General features: G+C 62.1%; 18 protein-coding genes and 1 riboswitch. Of the genes, 4 read left to right on the top strand and 14 right to left on the bottom strand.

Features of this window, described 5'->3' with window-relative positions; all coding sequences use genetic code 11:
• The 8 genes from APH28_RS12035 to APH28_RS12000 form a co-directional block, all read right to left on the bottom strand.
• A partial coding sequence (locus APH28_RS12035; RefSeq protein ID WP_156340878.1) for a TonB-dependent receptor occupies nucleotides 1-454 on the bottom strand: 454 nt, incomplete at its 3' end.
• 87 nt (nucleotides 455-541) lie between these two features.
• A complete protein-coding gene (gene dxs, locus APH28_RS12030; protein WP_060509585.1) occupies nucleotides 542-2,437 on the bottom strand; it encodes a 1-deoxy-D-xylulose-5-phosphate synthase in 1,896 nt (631 codons plus the stop codon).
• A gap of 112 nt (nucleotides 2,438-2,549) precedes the next feature.
• Nucleotides 2,550-3,437, bottom strand: a complete 888-nt coding sequence (ispA, locus tag APH28_RS12025; RefSeq protein WP_060509582.1) for a (2E,6E)-farnesyl diphosphate synthase — start codon at nucleotides 3,435-3,437, stop codon at nucleotides 2,550-2,552.
• A complete protein-coding gene (locus APH28_RS12020) occupies nucleotides 3,434-3,676 on the bottom strand; it encodes an exodeoxyribonuclease VII small subunit (RefSeq protein ID WP_008092375.1) in 243 nt (80 codons plus the stop codon). The genes ispA and APH28_RS12020 overlap by 4 nt, the downstream gene beginning before the upstream one ends.
• A gap of 186 nt (nucleotides 3,677-3,862) precedes the next feature.
• Complete coding sequence (gene ribB / locus APH28_RS12015) at nucleotides 3,863-4,513, bottom strand: 3,4-dihydroxy-2-butanone-4-phosphate synthase (protein WP_060509581.1); 651 nt, start codon at nucleotides 4,511-4,513, stop codon at nucleotides 3,863-3,865.
• 80 nt (nucleotides 4,514-4,593) lie between these two features.
• A riboswitch (FMN riboswitch) is annotated at nucleotides 4,594-4,735 on the bottom strand.
• 160 nt (nucleotides 4,736-4,895) lie between these two features.
• On the bottom strand, nucleotides 4,896-5,786 hold the full coding sequence (locus APH28_RS12010; RefSeq protein WP_060509580.1) for an alpha/beta hydrolase: 891 nt from the start codon (nucleotides 5,784-5,786) through the stop codon (nucleotides 4,896-4,898).
• A gap of 80 nt (nucleotides 5,787-5,866) precedes the next feature.
• The gene (locus tag APH28_RS12005; RefSeq protein WP_060509579.1) at nucleotides 5,867-7,213 is read right to left on the bottom strand and encodes a sensor histidine kinase; all 1,347 of its coding nucleotides are present in this window, start codon (nucleotides 7,211-7,213) and stop codon (nucleotides 5,867-5,869) included.
• The gene (locus APH28_RS12000; protein WP_060509578.1) at nucleotides 7,213-7,905 is read right to left on the bottom strand and encodes a response regulator transcription factor; all 693 of its coding nucleotides are present in this window, start codon (nucleotides 7,903-7,905) and stop codon (nucleotides 7,213-7,215) included. Before APH28_RS12000 ends, APH28_RS12005 begins: the two co-directional genes overlap by 1 nt.
• A gap of 193 nt (nucleotides 7,906-8,098) precedes the next feature.
• Between APH28_RS12000 and APH28_RS11995 the strand changes: the two genes are divergently transcribed.
• The 4 genes from APH28_RS11995 to APH28_RS11980 all read left to right on the top strand — a co-directional run bounded on the left by APH28_RS11995 (nucleotide 8,099) and on the right by APH28_RS11980 (nucleotide 14,196).
• Nucleotides 8,099-10,276: a TonB-dependent siderophore receptor gene (locus tag APH28_RS11995; protein WP_060509577.1), complete on the top strand. Its 2,178-nt coding sequence runs from the start codon at nucleotides 8,099-8,101 to the stop codon at nucleotides 10,274-10,276.
• A 321-nt stretch (nucleotides 10,277-10,597) separates the two neighbouring features.
• Nucleotides 10,598-10,840 carry a hypothetical protein gene (locus tag APH28_RS11990; RefSeq protein WP_060509576.1) on the top strand — a complete coding sequence of 81 codons (243 nt, stop codon included), beginning with the start codon at nucleotides 10,598-10,600 and terminating at the stop codon, nucleotides 10,838-10,840.
• 156 nt (nucleotides 10,841-10,996) lie between these two features.
• Complete coding sequence (locus APH28_RS11985; protein WP_060509574.1) at nucleotides 10,997-11,260, top strand: DUF3077 domain-containing protein; 264 nt, start codon at nucleotides 10,997-10,999, stop codon at nucleotides 11,258-11,260.
• A 122-nt stretch (nucleotides 11,261-11,382) separates the two neighbouring features.
• Nucleotides 11,383-14,196, top strand: a complete 2,814-nt coding sequence (locus APH28_RS11980; protein ID WP_177334259.1) for an RHS repeat domain-containing protein — start codon at nucleotides 11,383-11,385, stop codon at nucleotides 14,194-14,196.
• A gap of 291 nt (nucleotides 14,197-14,487) precedes the next feature.
• On the opposite strand, the gene APH28_RS11975 is transcribed toward APH28_RS11980, so the two are convergent.
• The 6 genes from APH28_RS11975 to eutC all read right to left on the bottom strand — a co-directional run bounded on the left by APH28_RS11975 (nucleotide 14,488) and on the right by eutC (nucleotide 19,104).
• Nucleotides 14,488-15,177: an XRE family transcriptional regulator gene (locus APH28_RS11975; RefSeq protein WP_060509570.1), complete on the bottom strand. Its 690-nt coding sequence runs from the start codon at nucleotides 15,175-15,177 to the stop codon at nucleotides 14,488-14,490.
• Nucleotides 15,178-15,353: 176 nt separating this feature from the next.
• Complete coding sequence (gene ppa / locus APH28_RS11970; RefSeq protein ID WP_003255365.1) at nucleotides 15,354-15,881, bottom strand: inorganic diphosphatase; 528 nt, start codon at nucleotides 15,879-15,881, stop codon at nucleotides 15,354-15,356.
• Between the two features lie 105 nt (nucleotides 15,882-15,986).
• Nucleotides 15,987-16,802, bottom strand: coding sequence for a zinc-dependent peptidase (locus APH28_RS11965; protein ID WP_060509569.1), 816 nt, complete (start codon nucleotides 16,800-16,802; stop codon nucleotides 15,987-15,989).
• Nucleotides 16,803-16,810: 8 nt separating this feature from the next.
• Nucleotides 16,811-17,458 (bottom strand): DedA family protein, encoded by a 648-nt coding sequence (locus APH28_RS11960; protein WP_060509567.1) that lies wholly within the window; start codon nucleotides 17,456-17,458, stop codon nucleotides 16,811-16,813.
• Nucleotides 17,459-17,705: 247 nt separating this feature from the next.
• On the bottom strand, nucleotides 17,706-18,164 hold the full coding sequence (locus tag APH28_RS11955) for a GNAT family N-acetyltransferase (RefSeq protein WP_060509565.1): 459 nt from the start codon (nucleotides 18,162-18,164) through the stop codon (nucleotides 17,706-17,708).
• Between the two features lie 109 nt (nucleotides 18,165-18,273).
• A complete protein-coding gene (gene eutC / locus APH28_RS11950) occupies nucleotides 18,274-19,104 on the bottom strand; it encodes an ethanolamine ammonia-lyase subunit EutC (RefSeq protein ID WP_060509562.1) in 831 nt (276 codons plus the stop codon).
• Nucleotides 19,105-19,111 lie beyond the last annotated feature (7 nt).

Below are 19,111 nucleotides of genomic sequence, written 5' to 3'. Positions count from 1 at the left end.
TGAAGATCTGGATCACCCCGCCGATGGCATCGCTACCGTACACTGCCGAGCGCGAGCCGCGCAGTACTTCGACGCGCTCGATCTGGTCGACATCGAGAAACTGCAGGCCGCTGTCGCCGGAGGTAGCGTTGGCGATGCGCACGCCATCAACCAGTACCAGGCTCTGGGCGGCCTTGGTGCCACGGATGAAGATGCCCGGCAGGCTGCCACGGCCACCGGTGGGCGCCACTTGCACGCCGGGCACGCGGGTGAGCAGGTCGGTGATGCTGCTGGGCTGCAGGCGGTCGATGTCGGCGCGGGTGAACACGGTGTTGGCGGCGCTGGTGGCGGTGCGCGATTCGACCTGTCGGTTGGCGCTGATCAGGATATCGGGGAGCTTGAGGGCTTCGTCGCGTTCAGCAGCCAGCAGGAAGGTTGGGGCGCAGAGTAGCGCGGCACAGGCAGACTTTCTCATGGACAGTTCCATAGCATTCGCGGGGCAAGCCCGCTCCTACAGGATCGAGAGAGACCTGTAGGAGCGGGCTTGCCCCGCGAAAGGGCCCTACAGGCCGAGCTTGGCCATGCGGGCTTTGACAGACGCCTCGATGCCAGCAGCATCCAGCCCACACTCGGCCAGCATCTGCGCAGGCTTGGCATGCTCGACGTAGATGTCCGGCAGCCCCAGGTGCAGCAACGGCTTGACTACGCCCTCACGGGCCAGGAACTCGCCCACGGCCGCTCCGGCGCCGCCCATGATGCTGTTCTCTTCGAGGGTCACCAGCAGCTCATGGCTGCCGGCCATTTCCAGCACCAGGGCCTCGTCCAGCGGTTTGACGAAGCGCATGTCGACCACGGTGGCGTTGATTGGCTCGGCAACCTGCAGGGCCTCGGCCAACTGCACACCGAACACCAGCAGGGCGACTTTCTCGCCCTGGCGGCGCACCACGCCCTTGCCGATCTCCAACGGCTCGAGGTCGCCACTGATCGGTGCATTCGGGCCAGTGCCGCGCGGGTAGCGCACAGCGGCCGGGCCGTTGAACAGGTGGCCGGTGCTGAGCATCTTGCGCAGCTCGTTCTCGTCGCTCGGGGTCATCACCAGCATGCCGGGGATGCAGCGCAGATAAGACAGGTCGTAGGCGCCCGCGTGGGTCGGGCCGTCTTCGCCGACCAGGCCGGCGCGGTCGATGGCGAACAGCACATCGAGGTTCTGCACCGCCACGTCGTGGATCAGCTGGTCGTAGCCGCGCTGCAGGAAGGTGGAGTAGATCGCCACCACCGGCTTGCTGCCTTCACAGGCCATGCCTGCGGCCAGGGTCACCGCGTGTTGCTCGGCGATCGCCACGTCGAAGTAGCGCTCGGGGTAGCGCTCGCTGAAATCGACCAGGTCGGAGCCTTCTTTCATCGCCGGGGTGATACCCACCAGGCGGTTGTCGGCGGCGGCCATGTCGCACAGCCACTGGCCGAACACGGCGGAGTACTTCGGCCCAGTGACCTTCTTCGGCGCAGCCGGCTTGTCGGCGGGTTCGAGCTTGGTGATGGCGTGGTAGCCGATCGGGTCGACCTCGGCCGGGGCGAAGCCCTTGCCCTTTTTGGTCACCACGTGCAGGAACTGCGGGCCCTTGAGGTCACGCATGTTGCGCAGGGTGGCGATCATGGTCGGCAGGTCGTGACCGTCGATCGGGCCGATGTAGTTCCAGCCCAGCTCTTCGAACAGCGTGCCTGGCACCAGCATGCCCTTGGCGTACTCCTCGGTGCGACGGGCGATTTCCCAGGCGCCGGGCAGGCGCGACAGCACCTTCTTGCTGCCCTCGCGCATGCTCGCGTAGGTGCGGCTGGAGAGGATCTTGGCCAGGTAGTTGGACAAGCCGCCGACATTGCGCGAAATCGACATGTCGTTGTCGTTGAGGATCACCAGCATGTCGGCGTTGACTTCCTGGGCGTGGTTCAACGCTTCGAAAGCCATGCCGGCAGTCAGGGCGCCGTCGCCGATCACGGCGATCGACTTGCGTGCGCTGTTCTGCAGGCGGGCGGCAATGGCCATGCCCAGGGCAGCGCTGATCGAGGTGCTGGAATGGCCGACGCCGAAGGTGTCGTACTCGCTCTCGCTGCGGCGCGGGAAGGCGGCGATGCCGTCCTTCTGGCGCAGGCTGAGCATACGGTTGCGGCGCCCGGTGAGGATCTTGTGCGGATAGGCCTGGTGGCCAACGTCCCACACCAGCCGGTCGTCCGGGGTGTCGAAGACGTAGTGCAGGGCGATCGTCAGCTCGATGACGCCCAGGCCGGCGCCGAAATGCCCACCGGTCTGACCAACGGTGTAGAGCAACTCCTGGCGCAACTCGTCGGCCAGGGTCTCCAGGTCGGCTTCGGCCAGCCGGCGCAGGCCGGCAGGCGTGTCAGCGCGGTCGAGCAACGGCGTGACCGGGCGTTCGCGGGGGATCTCTTGAAACGTCGTGGGCATCAGGCGAGTCGTTATAGGTGTGTGAAGACGCGGCAGTTTACCCCATTGTAGGAAAAGCTGCCCCTGTGGGAGCGGGCTTGCCCGCGAAGGACCGCGCAGCGGCCCCATACAATCAATGGCGGCGTTCGACGATGTAGCGCGCCAACGCCCGCAGCGGCTCGGCGGCTTCACCAAAGCCTTGCAGGGCGACCAGCGCCTGGTCGCGCAGTTCGATGGCATAGGCCTTGGCGGCGTCCAGCCCGAGCAGCGCCGGGTAGGTCGGTTTGTCACGGGCGATGTCGGCGCCCTGGCGCTTGCCCAGGGTGGCGGTGTCGCTTTCCACGTCGAGGATATCGTCCTGCACCTGGAACGCCAGGCCGATGGCCTGTGCATAAGTCTGCAGGGCATCCAGCTGCGCCTGCTCGGCGCGAGCACTGGCCAGGGCGCCGAGGCGCACGCTGGCTTCGATCAGCGCACCGGTCTTGTGCCGGTGCATGAATTCCAGAGCGTGCTGGTCCAGCTTCAGGCCGACCGAACCGAGGTCGATGGCCTGGCCACCGACCATGCCCGCTGGGCCTGCAGCCTTGGCCAGGGCCTGGACCATGGCCAGGCGGATGCTGTCGGCCTGCGGGCTCAGGCGCGGATCGAGCAAGGCGCTGAACGCCAGGCTCTGCAAGCCGTCACCGGCGAGTATTGCGCAGGCTTCGTCGAAGGCTTTGTGGGTGGTTGGCTGGCCACGGCGCAAATCGTCGTCGTCCATGGCCGGCAGGTCGTCATGCACCAGCGAATAGGCGTGGATCAGCTCCACCGCACAGGCGGCACCGTTGGCGTGCTCGGCGGGCGCGCCAAGGGCTTCGCAAGCGGCATAGGCGAGCAGCGGGCGCACGCGTTTGCCACCGTTCATCACGCTGTAGCGCATGGCCGCATAAAGGCGTTCCAGCTCTTTGGTCGGGGCGACGAACAAGGGCTCAAGAGCAGCATCGACACGGGCCTGACAGCCGGCCTGGTAACCAGTGATCATGCCTCTGGCTCCGCGTCGAACGGCTGCGCGGCGAGCTCGCCGTCACGCTCCAGCAGGATCTGCACTTTCTGCTCGGCCTGGGCCAGGGCGCCCTGGCAATCGCGGGTCAGGGCGATACCTTGCTCGAACGCGGCCAGCGAGTCTTCCAGCGACAGTTCGCCGTTCTCCAGGCGCTCGACCAGGGCTTGCAGGTCGGCGAGGGATTGTTCGAAATCGATGGAGGCTTTTTTGCGGGCCATGGCGACAGTCTCGGTGGCAAGTCAGAACCGCGCGACGTTAGCAGAGCGGGGCTAGGGGAGCAAACTTCGGCTGGATTTGCCGGCCCATTCGCGAGCTTGCCCGCTCCCACAGGTGCAGCGCATGGTTTGGAACTGTGGGAGCGGGCAAGCCCGCGAATGGGCCGCAAAGCGACCCCGTGCGGTCTATCAGGCAGGCTCGGCTTCCAGCTCCAGCATGGCCTCACGGCACCGCGCCAGTTCCTCGATGGTCAGCACCGGCAAGTTGTACTGCCGCGCATACACCGCCACCTGTTCACCCCGCGCCATGCTGCCATCGGGGTTCATCAGCTCGCACAGCACCGCCGCCGGGCGCAAGCCTGCCAGGCGTGCCAGGTCGACCGAGCCTTCTGTGTGGCCACGGCGGGTCAGCACGCCACCCTCACGCGCACGCAGCGGGAACACATGGCCCGGGCTGACGATGTGGCGTTGTTCGGCGGTCGAACGCAGCGCCGCTTCGATGGTGGTGATGCGGTCCTGCGCGGAAACGCCAGTGCTCACGCCCTCGGCCGCTTCGATGGTGACGGTGAAGCCGGTGCCATGGCGGGCCTGGTTGTTCGGCACCATTGGCGCCAGCTGCAGGGCATCGACCGTGGCTTCGTCCAGGCACAGGCAGACGATGCCGCTGCAGTCGCGGATCATCATGGCCATGGTCTGCAGCGACAGGTTTTCGGCAGCGGCGACGATATCGGCTTCGTCCTCGCGGTCGTCATCGTCGAGCAGCAGCACAGGGCGCCCGGCCTGGAAGGCGGCGATGGCGGCGGACACATTGGGGAATTGTTTTTGCAGCAAAGGGGACATGAAACGCTCCTCGTGATTGATCGATGAACGTCTCGGGGCGAACAAAATGCGCGCGCAGGGGCGCCCGAATGGCCCCTGCCTGACGCCTTCTTTCATCCGGACTATGACCGTCGGCTCTGGAGTCGCACCAGATCTGCTGACCCCCGGCATGGCCGGGGCGCTCGCGGGCTCATCTTTCGATTTACCGCCGGTGGGGACTTTCACCCCGCCCTGAAGACCGGTCAAGCATACCGCAGTGTGCCACCGTGCTGGCAAGCCGCTGTTCTACGACCTTCGGCGAGGTGCTATGTGCAGGTCTGGGGATGTTTGGCGCCTGTGAGATCGAGCGTCGCCCGCGCGGCGCGTCGCGGATAACTCCGCTCCTACAGATCCGAGAAAAATCCTATCGCGACATTTCTTCAATGACCTTAGCCAGCGAAGCCGGCAACATCGGCCCATGACCCAGCCCTTCGAACCGCTCATAACGCACCTGCAGTCCCTGCGCCTTGGCTAGATCCGTTACCAACTGCCGCACCGGCCGCTCCACATTGCCCTTTACCGCCATGCGCGGATTCGCTGGCTCCTCACTCCCGCGCATCAACAACAACCGCGGCCGACTATCGCCAAGCCGCTGCTGCAACCCCTGCGCCTCGCGCACGATCGCCCCGCCGTGCCACCACAGCGAGGGGCTGGCCGCGGCATAATCACTGAACGCCCAAGGCCGGGTGAACAGCGCATGCAGCACCGCCAAGCCGCCGTAGGAATGCCCCCATAACGTCTGCTGCTGCAGGTCGATTGGCGCCACGCCTGCCACCTGCGCTCGCATTTGCTGGGTCAGCAGATCAAGAAATGCATCCACCCCACCGCTGGGCTCGCCCGTCAGTGGATCACGCTGCTCGGCTTGCCCGGGCACTGCCGGGGTGTAATCGAAAGTCCGCCCGGTCCGCTCGATGCGCTGGTCAGTCTGGTAGCCCACGGCCACCAGCAGCGGCGCCTGGCCGGCTGCGAGCTGGCTCAGTTGCTGACTGTTCAGTGCGCCTAGCGCGGCATTGCCGTCGAGCATCCACAGCACCGGATAACCGGCGGCAGGCGCGGGTCGATCCGGCTTGCCGATCCACAAGCGGTAGTGGCGCTGACCATCGGCCGAATCCAGGTCGAACTGGCTGAAACGGTAGGCCAGGTCTTGGCGCTGCAGCAGCGAGGTGTCCATCTTCTGCTCACGCGCTGGCTGCGCCACGGCAACAGGCGCGGCCAGTGCCAGTGCGATGATCAGGGGCAGGGTGATCTTGCTCATCAGGCGTCTCGTCGGGGCCTTGCAAGGCGCAAGGCGGGTATGGCCAGATGATAATCAGTGCTGTTTGGCCGTAAAGCGCATTAACTTTCTAAACAATCCTGGCCGGCCGGCAGCACCACATGCAGGCACAAGCCAGGGTGGCCATTGCTGGCCCACAGCCGGCCGCCTTGCAGTTCGATGGCGCGGCGGGCGATGGCCAGCCCCAGGCCGAAGCCCGCGCCGCTGTCGGGCAAGCGTTGATAGGGCATGAAGATGCGTTCGAGGTCAGCTTGTGGCACGCCGGGGCCCTGGTCGCTCAGGCGCAGGTGCCAGCAGTCGCCCTCACGCCAGCCATCCAGGCTGACCCGGCCGCCGTCGGGCGAATGGCGGATGGCATTGCGCAGCAGGTTTTCCAGCGCCTGGGCCAGGCTGTCCGGATGGACTTGCACCCGGCAATCGGTGCCCAGCGAGCAGGGCAGGCGCGAGGGGGGCCAGCCACTCTCAAAGCAGATGTCCTGGCACAGCGCTTCCCACACGGAAAGCATCAGCACCGGCTCGGTGGGCAATTGCGGCTGTTCGGTGTCCATCCAGGCAAGGTCCAGGGTGTCTTCGAGCAGCTTCTGCATGTCGTTGACCTCGCGCTCCAGGCGCTCGCGCAGTTTTGCTGGCGGCAAGTCGCTGTCATGGGCAATGCGCAGCCGCGCCAGCGGTGTGCGCAATTCGTGGGACAGCGTGCGCAGCAGCAGGCGCTGTTGCTCCAGGCTTTGCCGTAGGCGCCCGGCCATGTGCTCGAAGGCCTGCGCCAGTTCGCCCAGTTCATCGCGGCGTTCTTGCAGGGGCAGGCCCGGGCTGTCCAGGTCGTCCGCGCGCAGGGCGTCGGCACGGTCGCGCAGGCGGTTGAGCGGTACGACCAACTGACGGTAGATCGCCAGGCCCAGCAGCAAGGCGAGTAGCGTGGGCGCGACGCCGTGGGTGAAGACATGGGTCCAGGGCGTCAGGCCCGTCGGCAGCAGACGCTCTGGCAGTTGCATCACCAGGCGGCCGTTCTCGGGGTGCTGCGGGAACTCGATGCTGACGTAGGGCAATTCATCCTGCAGGCGCCGGCTCATCGGCCAGTCGAGCTTGCGCATGAAGGTCAGGTGGCTGGCCTCTTCGGCGTCCAGCGGAGTGCTGCCAAGGCTTTGCAGGTGCGGCCCGAGCAGTACCGCCCAGGTGTCTTCGGCGTGCTCGAGCTGGCGCCGGAAGGCCTCGGCGCCAACCGCACCTGCTTGCTGCCAGGCCTGTTCGGCCTGCTGTGCGTAGCGCGCGAGATAGTCCTGGTCAGCCTGGGAGAGAAAATAGGTGCTGCGCTCCACCGACAGGCCCCAGGTCCAGATCAGCCAGGTCAGCAGCAGGCAGAAGCTGACCTGCAAGGCTGCCAGTTTCCACAGCAAGGGATGGCGGCGCATCAGGCGTTGTCCGTGTCGACCAGGATGTAGCCCTGGCCGCGTACAGCCTGGATCTGCAGGTGCTGGGCGTCGATATCGGCCAGCTTGCGGCGCAGGTTGCACACGTGCACATCCAGGCCGCGGTCGAGGCGGGTGTAGGCCCGGTGCAGCACGGTCTGGTACAGGAACGGCTTGCTCAGGGCTTCGCCGGGGTGGGCGTTCAAGGTGGCCAGCAAGCGGAATTCGGAAGCAGTCAGGCCGGCCGCCTTGCCATGGTGGAGTACATCCTGCAGGTACTGGTCGAAAACCAGCGGGCCGGCCTCGCTGTGCAGCAGCGTGCTGCGGCCGAAGGCCACTCGCCGCAGCAGGGCATCCACCCGTGCGTCCAGCTCCGCGAGGCTGAACGGCTTGGGCAGGTAATCGTCCGCGCCACGGGTAAAGCCGCTGATGCGGTCCTGCTCGGCGCCCAGTGCCGACATCAGCATTACCGGCACTGCCTGCTGGCGGCGCAGCTCGTCGAGCAGGCTGAGGCCGTCGATGCCCGGCAGCATGATGTCCAGCAGCACCAGGTCGAAACGGCCATGCTGCACGGCGCTCAACGCCTGGGTGCCGGTGGCGCAGGCGTTGACCAGGAAACCGCGGTTGAGAAAGTGGCGCTGCAGGTCCTCACGCAGACGTGCGTCATCTTCGGCGAGGAGGAGTGAGGTGGGCATCGTTTGTCTTTAATGAGAATTCATATCAGTTAGCAATCATCCCACTGCCGGCAGGGCAAGGGCAATCGTTGTGTGCTGACGGCGTGTGTTAAGAAGGTTAATCCTGCTGCACCCAGGGTTTTCGTCCGGTATCTTTCGCAAAAAGCAATTTGTTTCATTTGCGACTAGATATCAATTGGGCGAAGGGTGTGTCATGAGCGGTTTCAAAGGTGCGGGGAGCCCGAAACGGGTGCGGGGATGGCTGGTGCTGGGGCTGCTGGCGCCGTTTTCGTTGTCGGCACTGGCTGAAACAGTGGCAGGCCAGGCGGCTGCGGACGATACGTCGCTCGACCTGCCGGCCCTGACCATCGAAGGCAACCGCCTCTACGACATGCTGCCCTCGGAGCAGACCGGTGGCTACAGCGTCGATGCTGCCACGGTAGGCACCAAGACCCCGGCTGCACTCAAGGACATCCCGCAATCGATCACCGTGTATACCCAGGACTACGTCAAGGACCGCCAGTTCGTACACCTGGATGACCTGGCCAAGTACACCGCAGGCCTGCGCACCCTGACCAACGACAGCGGTCGCTCGTCGATCTACGCCCGTGGCTACGAATACAGCGAATTCAACATCGACGGCCTGCCGGCCCCGATGGCCAGCATCTTTGGCACCGTGCCGTCGCTGGCAGCTTTCGACCGGGTCGAGATCATGCGCGGCCCGGCCGGTCTGTTCAGCAGCTCCAGTGAGCTGGGCGGCATCGTCAACATGGTGCGCAAGCGCCCGACCGCTGAGTTCCAGGGCCATGTCGAAGGCAGCTATGGCACCTGGGATACCAACCATGAAGAAATCGACCTGAGCGGGCCGCTGGATGATGCCGGCCGGGTGCGCGGGCGTTTCATCGCCTCGCGCGACGACACCAATGGCGAAGTCGACTACAACGCCAACACCAGCAACAGCTACTACGGTGCGCTGGACATCGACCTGGACGACGACACCCAGCTGTCGTTCGGCCTGATCCACGAGGTGAAGAACATCACCCCGCACAACGGTTACCCGGCGACGTTGTCCGGTGAAGTACCGGACTTCAGCCACTCGCGCTTCCTCGGCGCCGACTGGAACTACTTCGATGGCAAGACCACCGACCTGGTCGCCGAGCTGACCCATCGCTTCGACAACGGTGGCTATGGCCGCGTCGCTGCCCGTGGCTCGCACCGCGACACCAACTACCTGTATGCCTTCACCGCGACCAATGCCACCACCGGGGCCAACTCCGAACGTGCCAGCGCCCGTGACTTCACCCAGGACACTTACTCGCTGGACGCCAGCTACAGCCAGCCGTTCGAAACCTTCGGCCAGGTCAGCGAGTTTGTGGTCGGCACCGACTACAAGAACTACGACACCGAGTACCTCAACGGCACCACCAACCTGGGCAGCATCAACGTCAACACCTACACGCCGACGCGCTTCGCCAAGCCGTCGCCGAACTACAGCACCGAGACCGGCATGCAGGAAGAGGAATACGGCCTGTACTCCAAGGTCACCTTCCGCCCTGTCGAGCGCCTGGCGCTGATTGCCGGTGGACGCTTCAGCTGGTATCGCGGTGATTTCTACACCACCACCCTGAGCAGTGGCTCGACGGTCGACGACAACAAGCGCGTCGATGGCCGCTTCACGCCGTATGGCGGCCTGGTCTACGACCTGACCGAAAACCACGCGCTGTATGCCAGCTACTCGCAGGTGTTCAAGCCGCAGTCGGACACCGACGGCAATGGCCGGGTGCTCAAGCCGCGCCAAGGCGAGCAGTATGAATTCGGCCTCAAGAGCAGCTACTTCGGTGGCGACCTCAACACCCGTTTCTCGGTGTTCCGCCTGACCGACAAGAACCGCGCCAGCACCGAATACGATGCCGATGGCGTGGACACCGGCTTCTCGGTCGCCTCCGGCAAGACTCGGGTCAAGGGTGCGGAAGTGGAAGTCAGCGGCAAGCTCACGCCGAACTGGGAGCTGCTGGCGGGCTACACCTGGATGCAAACCGACACCGTCAAGGGCGATGCCGAAACCACCTTCTTCATCATGCCGCGCAACCAGGCGTCGCTGTGGAGCAAGTACACCATCAGCCAGGGCCCGCTGAACGGGCTGGCCATTGGTGGCGGCGTGTCGGCGATGAGCAACTTCTACGCCGAGAACGGCGGCGTGCGCATCGATGCGCCGGGCTATGCCACAGTGGATGCGATGCTGTCGTACCCGGTGACCTCGAAGCTGACGGCGACCTTCAACGTCAACAACCTGTTCGACCGGGATTACCTGTCGCGGGTGGGCTCGACCTCGACGTTCAACTTCTATGGGCCATCGCGGAGCATGATGGTCGGGGCGCGGTACGACTTCTAAGTTCAGAAAATTCCCGTTGTTTGTAGTCCATTTCTGAATTAGCTTCCTACCGCCCTTGGGCCATTGCGGTGGTGTTTCTGGCGGAATAGTGTGGCCCAGTCGTTGCGAGTGCAGCGACCGGGCCTGCAAGCCCGTACAGACATCAGTACCGCTTTCCGAGTTGCTGCTTGCCAGCAAGTTCGGTCAATGGTGGCTGCGTGCGGGAGATCTTCGGATCTGCCGGTTCTCGTCTGTCCGGTCTTGCAGACCCGCACGTAGCCGCCACCCATCAAATGCAAGTGATGACGTGGTGGTCCCTTCGTATACAGACGAGGTTACACCATGCTTAAGATCGTTCCCGATCCACCCCACGATAGTCATTCCCTCGAAGATACCCTGATCCAGGCCACCGACTACGCGCTGTGCGCGACGACTGTGGTGCATCAGGCGTTGCTGCTGCAGCCCAAGTCACCGGCGTCAATCTTGATGATGGCCTCGATGCATGAGCTGGAGGCGCTGCGGGTTTTGCTCGAATCCGCGTTGATCCAGGTGCAGATGCCCACTGGGCCTCGGACTTTGCACTAAGGCTTGAGTGATGTGCTGGCTGGTTTGGCCCTTTCGCGGGACAAGCCCGCTCCTACAAGTACAGCGATGGCCTCAGGCTTTGTGCTGACCTGTAGGAGCGGGCTTGCCCCGCGAAAGGGCCCGACAGGCAATAGAGATTTCAGGGGAGACTGACCAATGACCACAGACAACACCCAATGCACCGTCGGCAAGACCACCTTCTTCCAAGGTGAAAACCAGACCCATCCACTGTTCCGCATCGAACCCGGCATTCCTTGCCAGGATGCCCGCGAACAGGCCTCTGAATTGATGGGCTATGTGCGCGAACTGACCATCCTCGGTCTGATGGACGAGAAACCGATGATGATCTGGGCCTCGCACTACCTGAGTGCGATGGCCAAGGCGCTGATGGAGGATGCCGAACTGGGCATGACACATTGAGGCTGCGCTGCAGGTTAGAAAGAGGGTTTGATTAATTGGTCTAGACTTTCCAGACCCTCTTATCACATTCGGTTAATAGCCTTATGCCAGCCTCTCTGCATCGGCATACCCCCGCGTTGGACGTGACTGATTCGCGTGGCTTAGTTGTGCGCAACGTTACCTGTCATCGTGGTGGCACTGGAAACAGTGCCGCCCTCGACATACGCATTGATCAACAAGTATTCGACGCCCGTGGTCATCTTGGTCAGCAGTGCGATCCGCGTTTTTTTGAGGCCCGAAAGAACGATCCGCAACAGCTACCTAATCAAGTCATGCATTACGGACTTTCCGGGCAGGTGCTGAAGAGCGAAAGTATCGACGCTGGCGTTCGTACTGTTTTCAGTGACATGGCCGGTCAAGTACTTGATCACTGGGATGGTCGCGGTACTCATCAACAGATTGAGTACGACCAGTCTATGCGCCCCACGGCGCTTTTTGAGCAAGTGTCTGGCGAGATGGATCGGCGCTGCACTGATCGCTTCACTTATGCAGGCGGCGATGCCGAGGAGGCCAGGCGTAACCGTTGCGGCCAGATGATTCGTCACGATGACCCTGCAGGGACTCAGTGGCATGAGCGGTTCAACCTGCAGGGTCAGCCAAGTCAAGAGACACGTCAATTTCTGCAGGCACTGACGCCGCCCGATTGGCCTGAATCGGTGGATGCTTGCGATAAATTACTGGAAAAAAACAAAGCCCAGAATATTGATGTGCGTTACAACACCGGTTGGAAGCACGACGCCTTGGGCGCAATGATCGAAACCCTGGATGCTATGGGTAACGTGCAGCGTTTCGAGATGGACATTGCAGGTCGCTCCAGTCGATCGTTCCTGAATGATCAGGGGCTACTCGAAAAGGTCGAGTACAACGCCTCGGGGCAGGTGACGATGGAACTGGCGGGCAACCATGTCACTACCACGACCCGCTATTCGACAGTGAATGGCCGGCTTGTCGACTTCCAGGCCAGCAAGGCCGATGGCAAGCGGTTGCTGCATCTGCAGTACACGTACGACCCCGTGGGCAATATCAATCGTATCGAAGACTTGGCTCAGCCAGTGAAGTGGGGAGCGGGACGGGTAGCGGCTGTCAGCAACTATACCTACGACACCCTTTATCAACTGATCAGCGCCAGCGGGCGCGAAAACGCAAGCCAGACCATCGGCCCTGCGCTGCCTGGGGTCGAGATCTTCGGCAAGGTAGATGACAGCCGCTGGCGCAACTACACGCAGGACTTCAGCTATGACCGGGGCGGTAATCTGACCGATCTGCTGCACAAGGTGAATGGCGCTGTGGTGAGCCACCGCGTCATGTCTGTCGACCCCGGGAGCAACCGCAGTTTGTTCAAGGAGAGCGAGGGTTCACCGATCGATTTTGGCAAAGGCTTTGATGCCAATGGCAATCAACAGGCCCTGGCGCCGGGGCAGGCCATGCAATGGGATGCGCGAAATCAACTGGGCCTGGTGACCCAAGTCGTCCGTGAAGAGCCCGATGGCCGGGACGACGATGTGGAAGCCTATGTGTACGACGGCAATGGACAACGGGTGCGCAAGGTCCGTAGAACGAAAACCCTGAGGGGCGCGCAAGTCAGTGAAGTGCGCTATTTGCCGGGACTGGAGATCCGCACGCTAGCGTCAGGTGAACAGTTGCAGGTAGTCACCACTCAAGCCGGGCGTAGTGGTGTGCGGCTACTGCATTGGGAGGCCGGCAAGCCAGGTGGGATCGACAACGACCAACTGCGCTACAGCGTAAGCGATCACTTGGGCAGCAGCATGCTGGAACTGGCGCAAAACGCCGAACTGATCAGTCAGGAAAGTTATTACGCCTACGGCGGTACCGCCTGGTGGGCAGCGCGCAGCGCTGTCGAAGCGAAATACAAGACGGTGCGGTATTCGGGTAAGGAGCGCGATGCAACAGGGTTGTATTACTACGGTTACAGGTATTACGCACCGTGGTTGCAGCGCTGGATCAATCCGGACCCGGCGGGGGATGTGGATGGGTTGAATGTGTATCGGATGACGCGGAACAATCCGGTCGTGTTTCACGATCAAGATGGAAGGATGTCAACCGAAGAGCAGCTTGGTTTATACATCGCGGCAGCCGTGCTTTTGATTAGTGTAATTGCGCTTGCTCCCCTGCTGCATCGACGTGTTTTGGACCGCATGGCGATTGAAGAAAGGTTGACTCATGAAGCTGCTGAGCGCGAAACAATTAAAATTATTGAAAGGATGGCCAAAAATGCCGGTAGTAAACATGATCTTCCGGAGCGTGTTGTGAAAAGGCTTAAAGATTTCATGATGCATGAGTTCTCTGAAAAATATAAATACTTGGGTGAAGAGTTTAAGTTTCATCTTTATGAGGAGGATGACGCGCTGCATGCCTACTCTTATTTGGCCAAAGATGAGCGAAGTGTTAGAAGGTTCCTGAGCAAGCGCCATAACGTGGGGCAAAATTTGCAAGCCATCGGCGCGGGTCATGTTGTACTCATGAAGCTAGGTTCGCACACTGACCAGGTTGATAATACACAAAAAGCGGAAACTATTTTTGAGCAACAATCTCATATGCTCGCCAGAGGAAAAAGGACCGAAAATATTGCTGCTGAATCGGCTGAGGATCACACTTCGGGTAGCTCAAATAGCGCTAAAAATTATTTTATATTCACCGTGGAAAATCCTCAGCACTTTGCCGAGCAAGGCATGTCGAGCCAGGACTCAAAAATACTGCATCGAGCCATAGATGGCCTGAGTAACCGGAAGGTCGGTTATAAGTTGATTGGAACCAACGAGTACGTGGTAGACCTTGCTGGGTTTGGAGGGCAGAAACGCAGGGGCGCCTATCGGCTGGCTTTTACGCAAGAAGGTACAAAAAGACGGTTGACCAGGATTGTCAATCCGCACCTCTGAGAACACCTTGCTAGATGAGATCTCAAGAAGCTACTTGAATGAGGCAGGATTATCTTGAGGCATTAAAAAGCCGGCTTGTGGCCGGCTTCTCGGGGACGGTTCCGACTAATTTATGGTAAGTCGCAACCGCCTTAACTGTGTGGCCAGCAAGGGCCTGAAAGAGATGGCAAACGATCGTGTGGAACGTCGCCGAGCCCTCTGGAACGCGGCTTGCGCCGGCCGGGGCTGAATGTGCGGCGTAGCATACAAGGGCCGGCGCAGTATGCCCAGCAAAAAATGGCACAGCGTGTGTCAGCCGGGGCGGCGCTGGCGGTAATGCGACCAATGAAACACCCAGCCCAATACTTCTAGCTTCTGCACTGCGCATTGCAAGGTCGTGTAGCGTTCGACAACCTCACGCCGGTTATGGCTATGCAGGCACAAGGTGCCCCGGTGGCCGAGGCTCAGGCTGTTCACCCTGAGCCTGCCGTTGTGCAACAGAGCATAGATTTCGCCATCAACCACCTGGGTATAGCTGAGGTCGATCGCCAGGATCGCATCGCGTGGAATCCACGGCGCCATATTGTCGGCCGGCATGGTCATGCAGATGGCTTTGCCCACCGGCACAGCCAATGCCTCCAGCGCGGTGGCCGGCATCGCCAGGTGATGACCGTCGAGTGCGATGAGCTCGCCATTGCGCAGCTCGTTGAAAGGCACCTGCACCAAAGAAGCAGGCTGTTGCGATGGCGTTAGCATCGGCGACGCCTGGGGCGCGTACATGCGCAGGAACGAATGCGGGTGCTTGGGGCCTTCGCCGGTCTGCAGCCAGCGGCGCTGCACGCAAAACAATTCAGCCATCTCATCGAGGCGGGCAATCGGGATGCCGCGGGTGAACCAGTTGTTGATGTGCTGCGACGTAACGCGGCGCTGGGCAGCGAAGTCTGAGGGAGTCAGGCCACATTCCCGAAGGAGTGCCTTGAGACGGTCACCGGATCTTTTCATGAGTCCGAGTGTAGCGGCCGGAGGCCAGTAGTGAAATGAACGTGATGTTGACATGAACGCCGTGAAAAAAGCTGGGATGTAGGGCGAAGGTGTAGGGCGGCGTAGGATTTTTTACCGGCCTTTGCCATCACCCATAAAAAAACCCCGCCGAGGCGGGGTTTTTCTGCAAAGCGGTATCAGCCCTTGTAGGCAGCGACCGACTTGGTGATCGCGGCGCGGGCGGCGTCGGCGCCTTCCCAGCCTTCGATCTTGACCCACTTGCCCTTCTCGAGATCCTTGTAGTTCGCGAAGAAGTGCTCGATCTGCTGGATCAGCAGGGCTGGCAGGTCGGTGTATTCCTTTACGTCGACGTACAGCTGGCTCAGCTTGTCGTGAGGAACGGCGATGACCTTGGCGTCGCCGCCGCCGTCGTCGGTCATGTTCAGCACGCCGACTGGACGAGCACGGATGACCGAGCCTGGAGCAACCGGGTACGGCGTCACGACCAGCACATCCAGCGGATCACCGTCGTCGGCCAGGGTGTTCGGGATGAAACCGTAGTTGGCCGGGTAGAACATCGGGGTGGCCATGAAACGGTCGACAAACAGTGTGTCGCTGTCCTTGTCAATTTCGTACTTGATCGGCGCGTGGTTGGCCGGGATCTCGATAGCGACGTAGATGTCGTTCGGCAGGTCTTTGCCAGCCGGAATCTTGCTGTAGCTCATTGGGCGGTGCCCCCGTGTTTGATCAAAAAAGTGGCGGCGATTATAGGCACATTCCACCAGCCCATGCCACGCCTGGCCTGATGTGTGGACAGATGCGCGGCCGCATCAGGCGTGGCTTTCGCGGTATTCCGGGTGCTCGGCTTGCAGCTTCAGCAGGCGTTCGAGAGGGTTCTGCCGGTAAAACATCGACAGCTGCTGGTACACCTGTGGATAAGCTTGCTGCAGCAGGTCGGGGGCGCTGAAGAAGTATTCGCTGGTGACGGCAAAGAACTCCGCCGGGTTTTCCGCAGCGTAAGGGTCGATGGCGGTTTCGGCGTCGGGGTCGGCGTCGAGCTGGCGATTGAGGTCGTCGTAGGCCTGCTGCATGGCCGTGGCCCAGTCTTCCACGCGCATGCCCGGGTGCAGCGGCGGCAGGCCGTTGGCGTCGCCATTGAGCATGTCCAGCTTGTGCGCGAGCTCGTGGATCACCAGGTTGTAGGCCTCCCAGCCGCCACTGGCCAGCACCCCGGCCCAGGCCAGGATGATCGGCCCCTGCTGCCAGGCTTCGCCGCTGTGCTCGGCATCCCACACGTGCTCCACGCCGCTGGCATCACGGTGGCGCTGCGGGCTCTTGAAGTCGTCGGGGTAGAGGATGATCTCGTGGAAGCCTTGGTACCAGTTCAACTCCCCCAGGTGCATCAGCGGCAGTTGCGCCTGGGCGGCGAGAAACAGGCGCTGCTCGTCGTCCAGCTCGACGCCGGGAAGGGTGGTCAGGTGCTTGTCGAGCAGGAACAGGATACTGGCGTCGCGCAGCCACTGGTCTTCGGCATCAGTGATGCCATCAAGCATCGGCAGGCGATCACGGATCGCCTGCCATTGCCGTGGTTCGATCGGGTAGCGCGCGAGGGTGCGCTTGCGCCGCCAGGCGCTCAAGGACCACATGCCTGCTGTCAGTGGGCCTTGGCGGTGCGGCCCAGGCGGCTGCGCAGCAGGCCGAGGATCATCGGTACCAGCGACAACACGATGATGGCGACCACCATCAGCGACAGGTGCTGCTTGATGAACGGTACGTTGCCGAAGAAGTAGCCCAAGGTCACCAGGCCGCCAACCCACAGCAGCGAACCCGCCACGCTGAAACTGAGGAAGCGCGGGTAGTGCATGTGGGCGATACCGGCGACGAACGGCGCGAAGGTGCGCAGGATCGGCAGGAAGCGCGCCATGGTCACGGTCTTGCCGCCATGGCGTTCATAGAACTCGTGGGTGCGCTGCAGGTAGTCGCGGCGGAAGATCTTCGAATTGGGGTTGCTGAACAGTTTTTCGCCCGTCGTGCGGCCAATGATGTAGTTGGTGCTGTCGCCCAGGATGGCCGCAGCCATCAGCAGGCCTGCCAGCAGGACCGGGTCCATGCCGCCACCGGCAGCCACGGCACCGGCGATGAACAACAGCGAATCGCCCGGCAGGAATGGCATCACCACCAGACCGGTTTCGCAGAAGATCACAGCGAACAGGATCGCGTAGATCCAGGGGCCGTAGTTGTTAACCAGCAGATCGAGGTAGGTATCGAGATGCAGAATTAAGTCCAGCGGGTTGAATTCCATGTACAGCACCTGTGTTCTTGACCCGCCTATACGGGCACGCGATGACGGGCTATGCCCTGGTTGTCGGCATCATTTCCTGACAGTGGGTAACTTTTCACACACGACAGAGGGGCATTATACGGCGAAGTGGGAAACCTGCCCGGGGAGTTTGTAGCGGGGGATTACCGCGTCTACAGCCGCACCGCTGCTCCTACAGGCGTTATGCAATCACAGGGACTGTGAAAAACCTGTAGGAGCGGCGTGCAGGTCAGTCCTGGCTGATCGGCAGGATGTAGTTTTCGAACTCGGTGTCCTTGCGAAAGCCGATCGACTCATAAGTCTTGCGCGCTACCTCATTGTTGGCACTGGTCGATACCCGCATGCGCACGGCCTGGGTGTCCTTGGCCATTTTCTTGGCTTCGCGCATCAGATGGTCGGCCACCAGCATACGCCGCGAGTCCTCGGCGACGAAGATGTCGTTGAGGATCCATACGCGTTTCAGCGAGAGCGACGAAAAGCTTGGGTACAGCTGGCAAAAACCGAGCAACTTGCCGTCATCATCATCCGCCAAGGCCAGGTAGATAACCGACTCGTCGCGCTTGAGTCGCTTTTGCAGAAAGGCCCGGGAGCTGTCCGGGTACGGGAGCTGCCCATAGAACTCGCGGTATCTGACGAACAGCGGGGTAAGCAGATCGAGGTGTTCCAGGGTTGCCTTGATGATGCGCATGTGCGGCCCTCAGAGTCCATTTGGGGAAATAGCGAAATGCCTGCAGCGTTCATGGGCATGCTGCCCCAATGCTAGCTACAAGTGCAATCCGCCTTCCGTGACATGTTCTTTAACTGTCGCCGAGCAGGAAATTGCCTCGCTGGTTGTGGGCATTTTCGCTGTCGATGCTATGGACCTCGGCTTCATCCTTCAGATTCACTCCGGAAAGCTGCCGGCGGCAGGCTTCGCGCATCAGGTACAGCAGGCGATGGGCAGCCATGCCATAACTCAGCCCTTCCAGGCGGACGTTGGAGATGCAGTTGCGGTAGGCATCGGTCAGTCCGACCTTGGGCGCATAGGTGAAATACAGGCCCAGGCTGTCGGGCGAGCTCAACCCTGGCCGTTCGCCGATCAGCATCACGGTCATGCGTGCACCGAGCAACTGGCCGACTTCGTCCGCCACTGCCACCCGGCCTTGCTCCACCAGCACCACCGGGGCGCTGGTCCAGCCATCGGCGGCGGCCTGTTCCTCGAAACGGGCCAGGAAAGGCAAGGTATGGCGGTGCACCGCCAGGGCCGAGAGGCCGTCGGCGACCACGATGGCCAGGTCGACGCCATCGGGGTTGGCTTGGGCATGCTGGCGCAAGCGCTCGGCCGAGTCGTCGTTCAGCCGCCGGCCCAGGTCAGGGCGTTGCAGGTACTGGTGGCGGTCGCTGGCCGCGCTGTGCAGTACCAGGCTGTCGCGGCCACGGTCCTTGAGCTGTTCACTCAAGGCGGCGTGGTCGAAGGCCAGATGCACGGCGTCGCGGGCCTGGGCGTGGGCGAACTGGAAATCCAGTTGCGCGCCGGTGGGCAGGCTGGTGCCGCTACGGCCCAGGGCGATGCGCGCCGGGGTCAGGTTGCGCAGGGCCAGCCATGGGCTTTCCTGGGTAGAGAGCGGGGGTGGGGATCGGTCTGCCATATTCACC

This window comes from Pseudomonas sp. NBRC 111124, from assembly GCF_001320245.1.
Classification (GTDB): domain Bacteria; phylum Pseudomonadota; class Gammaproteobacteria; order Pseudomonadales; family Pseudomonadaceae; genus Aquipseudomonas.
Note: the sequence above shows the minus strand (reverse complement) of the source record. Positions and strands in the feature narration are given on the sequence as shown.

Excerpts from the sequence above, each read along its gene's own strand:
- ispA (WP_060509582.1), bottom strand. The coding sequence starts at position 3,437 with ATGATCACTGGTTACCAGGCCGGCTGTCAGGCCCGTGTCGATGCTGCT.
- APH28_RS11955 (WP_060509565.1), bottom strand. The coding sequence starts at position 18,164 with ATGCGCATCATCAAGGCAACCCTGGAACACCTCGATCTGCTTACCCCG.
- APH28_RS12000 (WP_060509578.1), bottom strand. The coding sequence starts at position 7,905 with ATGCCCACCTCACTCCTCCTCGCCGAAGATGACGCACGTCTGCGTGAG.
- ribB (WP_060509581.1), bottom strand. The coding sequence starts at position 4,513 with ATGTCCCCTTTGCTGCAAAAACAATTCCCCAATGTGTCCGCCGCCATC.
- dxs (WP_060509585.1), bottom strand. The coding sequence starts at position 2,437 with ATGCCCACGACGTTTCAAGAGATCCCCCGCGAACGCCCGGTCACGCCG.
- eutC (WP_060509562.1), bottom strand. The coding sequence starts at position 19,104 with ATGGCAGACCGATCCCCACCCCCGCTCTCTACCCAGGAAAGCCCATGG.
- APH28_RS11960 (WP_060509567.1), bottom strand. The coding sequence starts at position 17,458 with ATGGAATTCAACCCGCTGGACTTAATTCTGCATCTCGATACCTACCTC.
- ppa (WP_003255365.1), bottom strand. The coding sequence starts at position 15,881 with ATGAGCTACAGCAAGATTCCGGCTGGCAAAGACCTGCCGAACGACATC.
- APH28_RS12005 (WP_060509579.1), bottom strand. The coding sequence starts at position 7,213 with ATGCGCCGCCATCCCTTGCTGTGGAAACTGGCAGCCTTGCAGGTCAGC.
- APH28_RS11990 (WP_060509576.1), top strand. The coding sequence starts at position 10,598 with ATGCTTAAGATCGTTCCCGATCCACCCCACGATAGTCATTCCCTCGAA.
- APH28_RS12020 (WP_008092375.1), bottom strand. The coding sequence starts at position 3,676 with ATGGCCCGCAAAAAAGCCTCCATCGATTTCGAACAATCCCTCGCCGAC.
- APH28_RS11995 (WP_060509577.1), top strand. The coding sequence starts at position 8,099 with ATGAGCGGTTTCAAAGGTGCGGGGAGCCCGAAACGGGTGCGGGGATGG.
- APH28_RS11985 (WP_060509574.1), top strand. The coding sequence starts at position 10,997 with ATGACCACAGACAACACCCAATGCACCGTCGGCAAGACCACCTTCTTC.
- APH28_RS11975 (WP_060509570.1), bottom strand. The coding sequence starts at position 15,177 with ATGAAAAGATCCGGTGACCGTCTCAAGGCACTCCTTCGGGAATGTGGC.
- APH28_RS11965 (WP_060509569.1), bottom strand. The coding sequence starts at position 16,802 with ATGTGGTCCTTGAGCGCCTGGCGGCGCAAGCGCACCCTCGCGCGCTAC.
- APH28_RS12010 (WP_060509580.1), bottom strand. The coding sequence starts at position 5,786 with ATGAGCAAGATCACCCTGCCCCTGATCATCGCACTGGCACTGGCCGCG.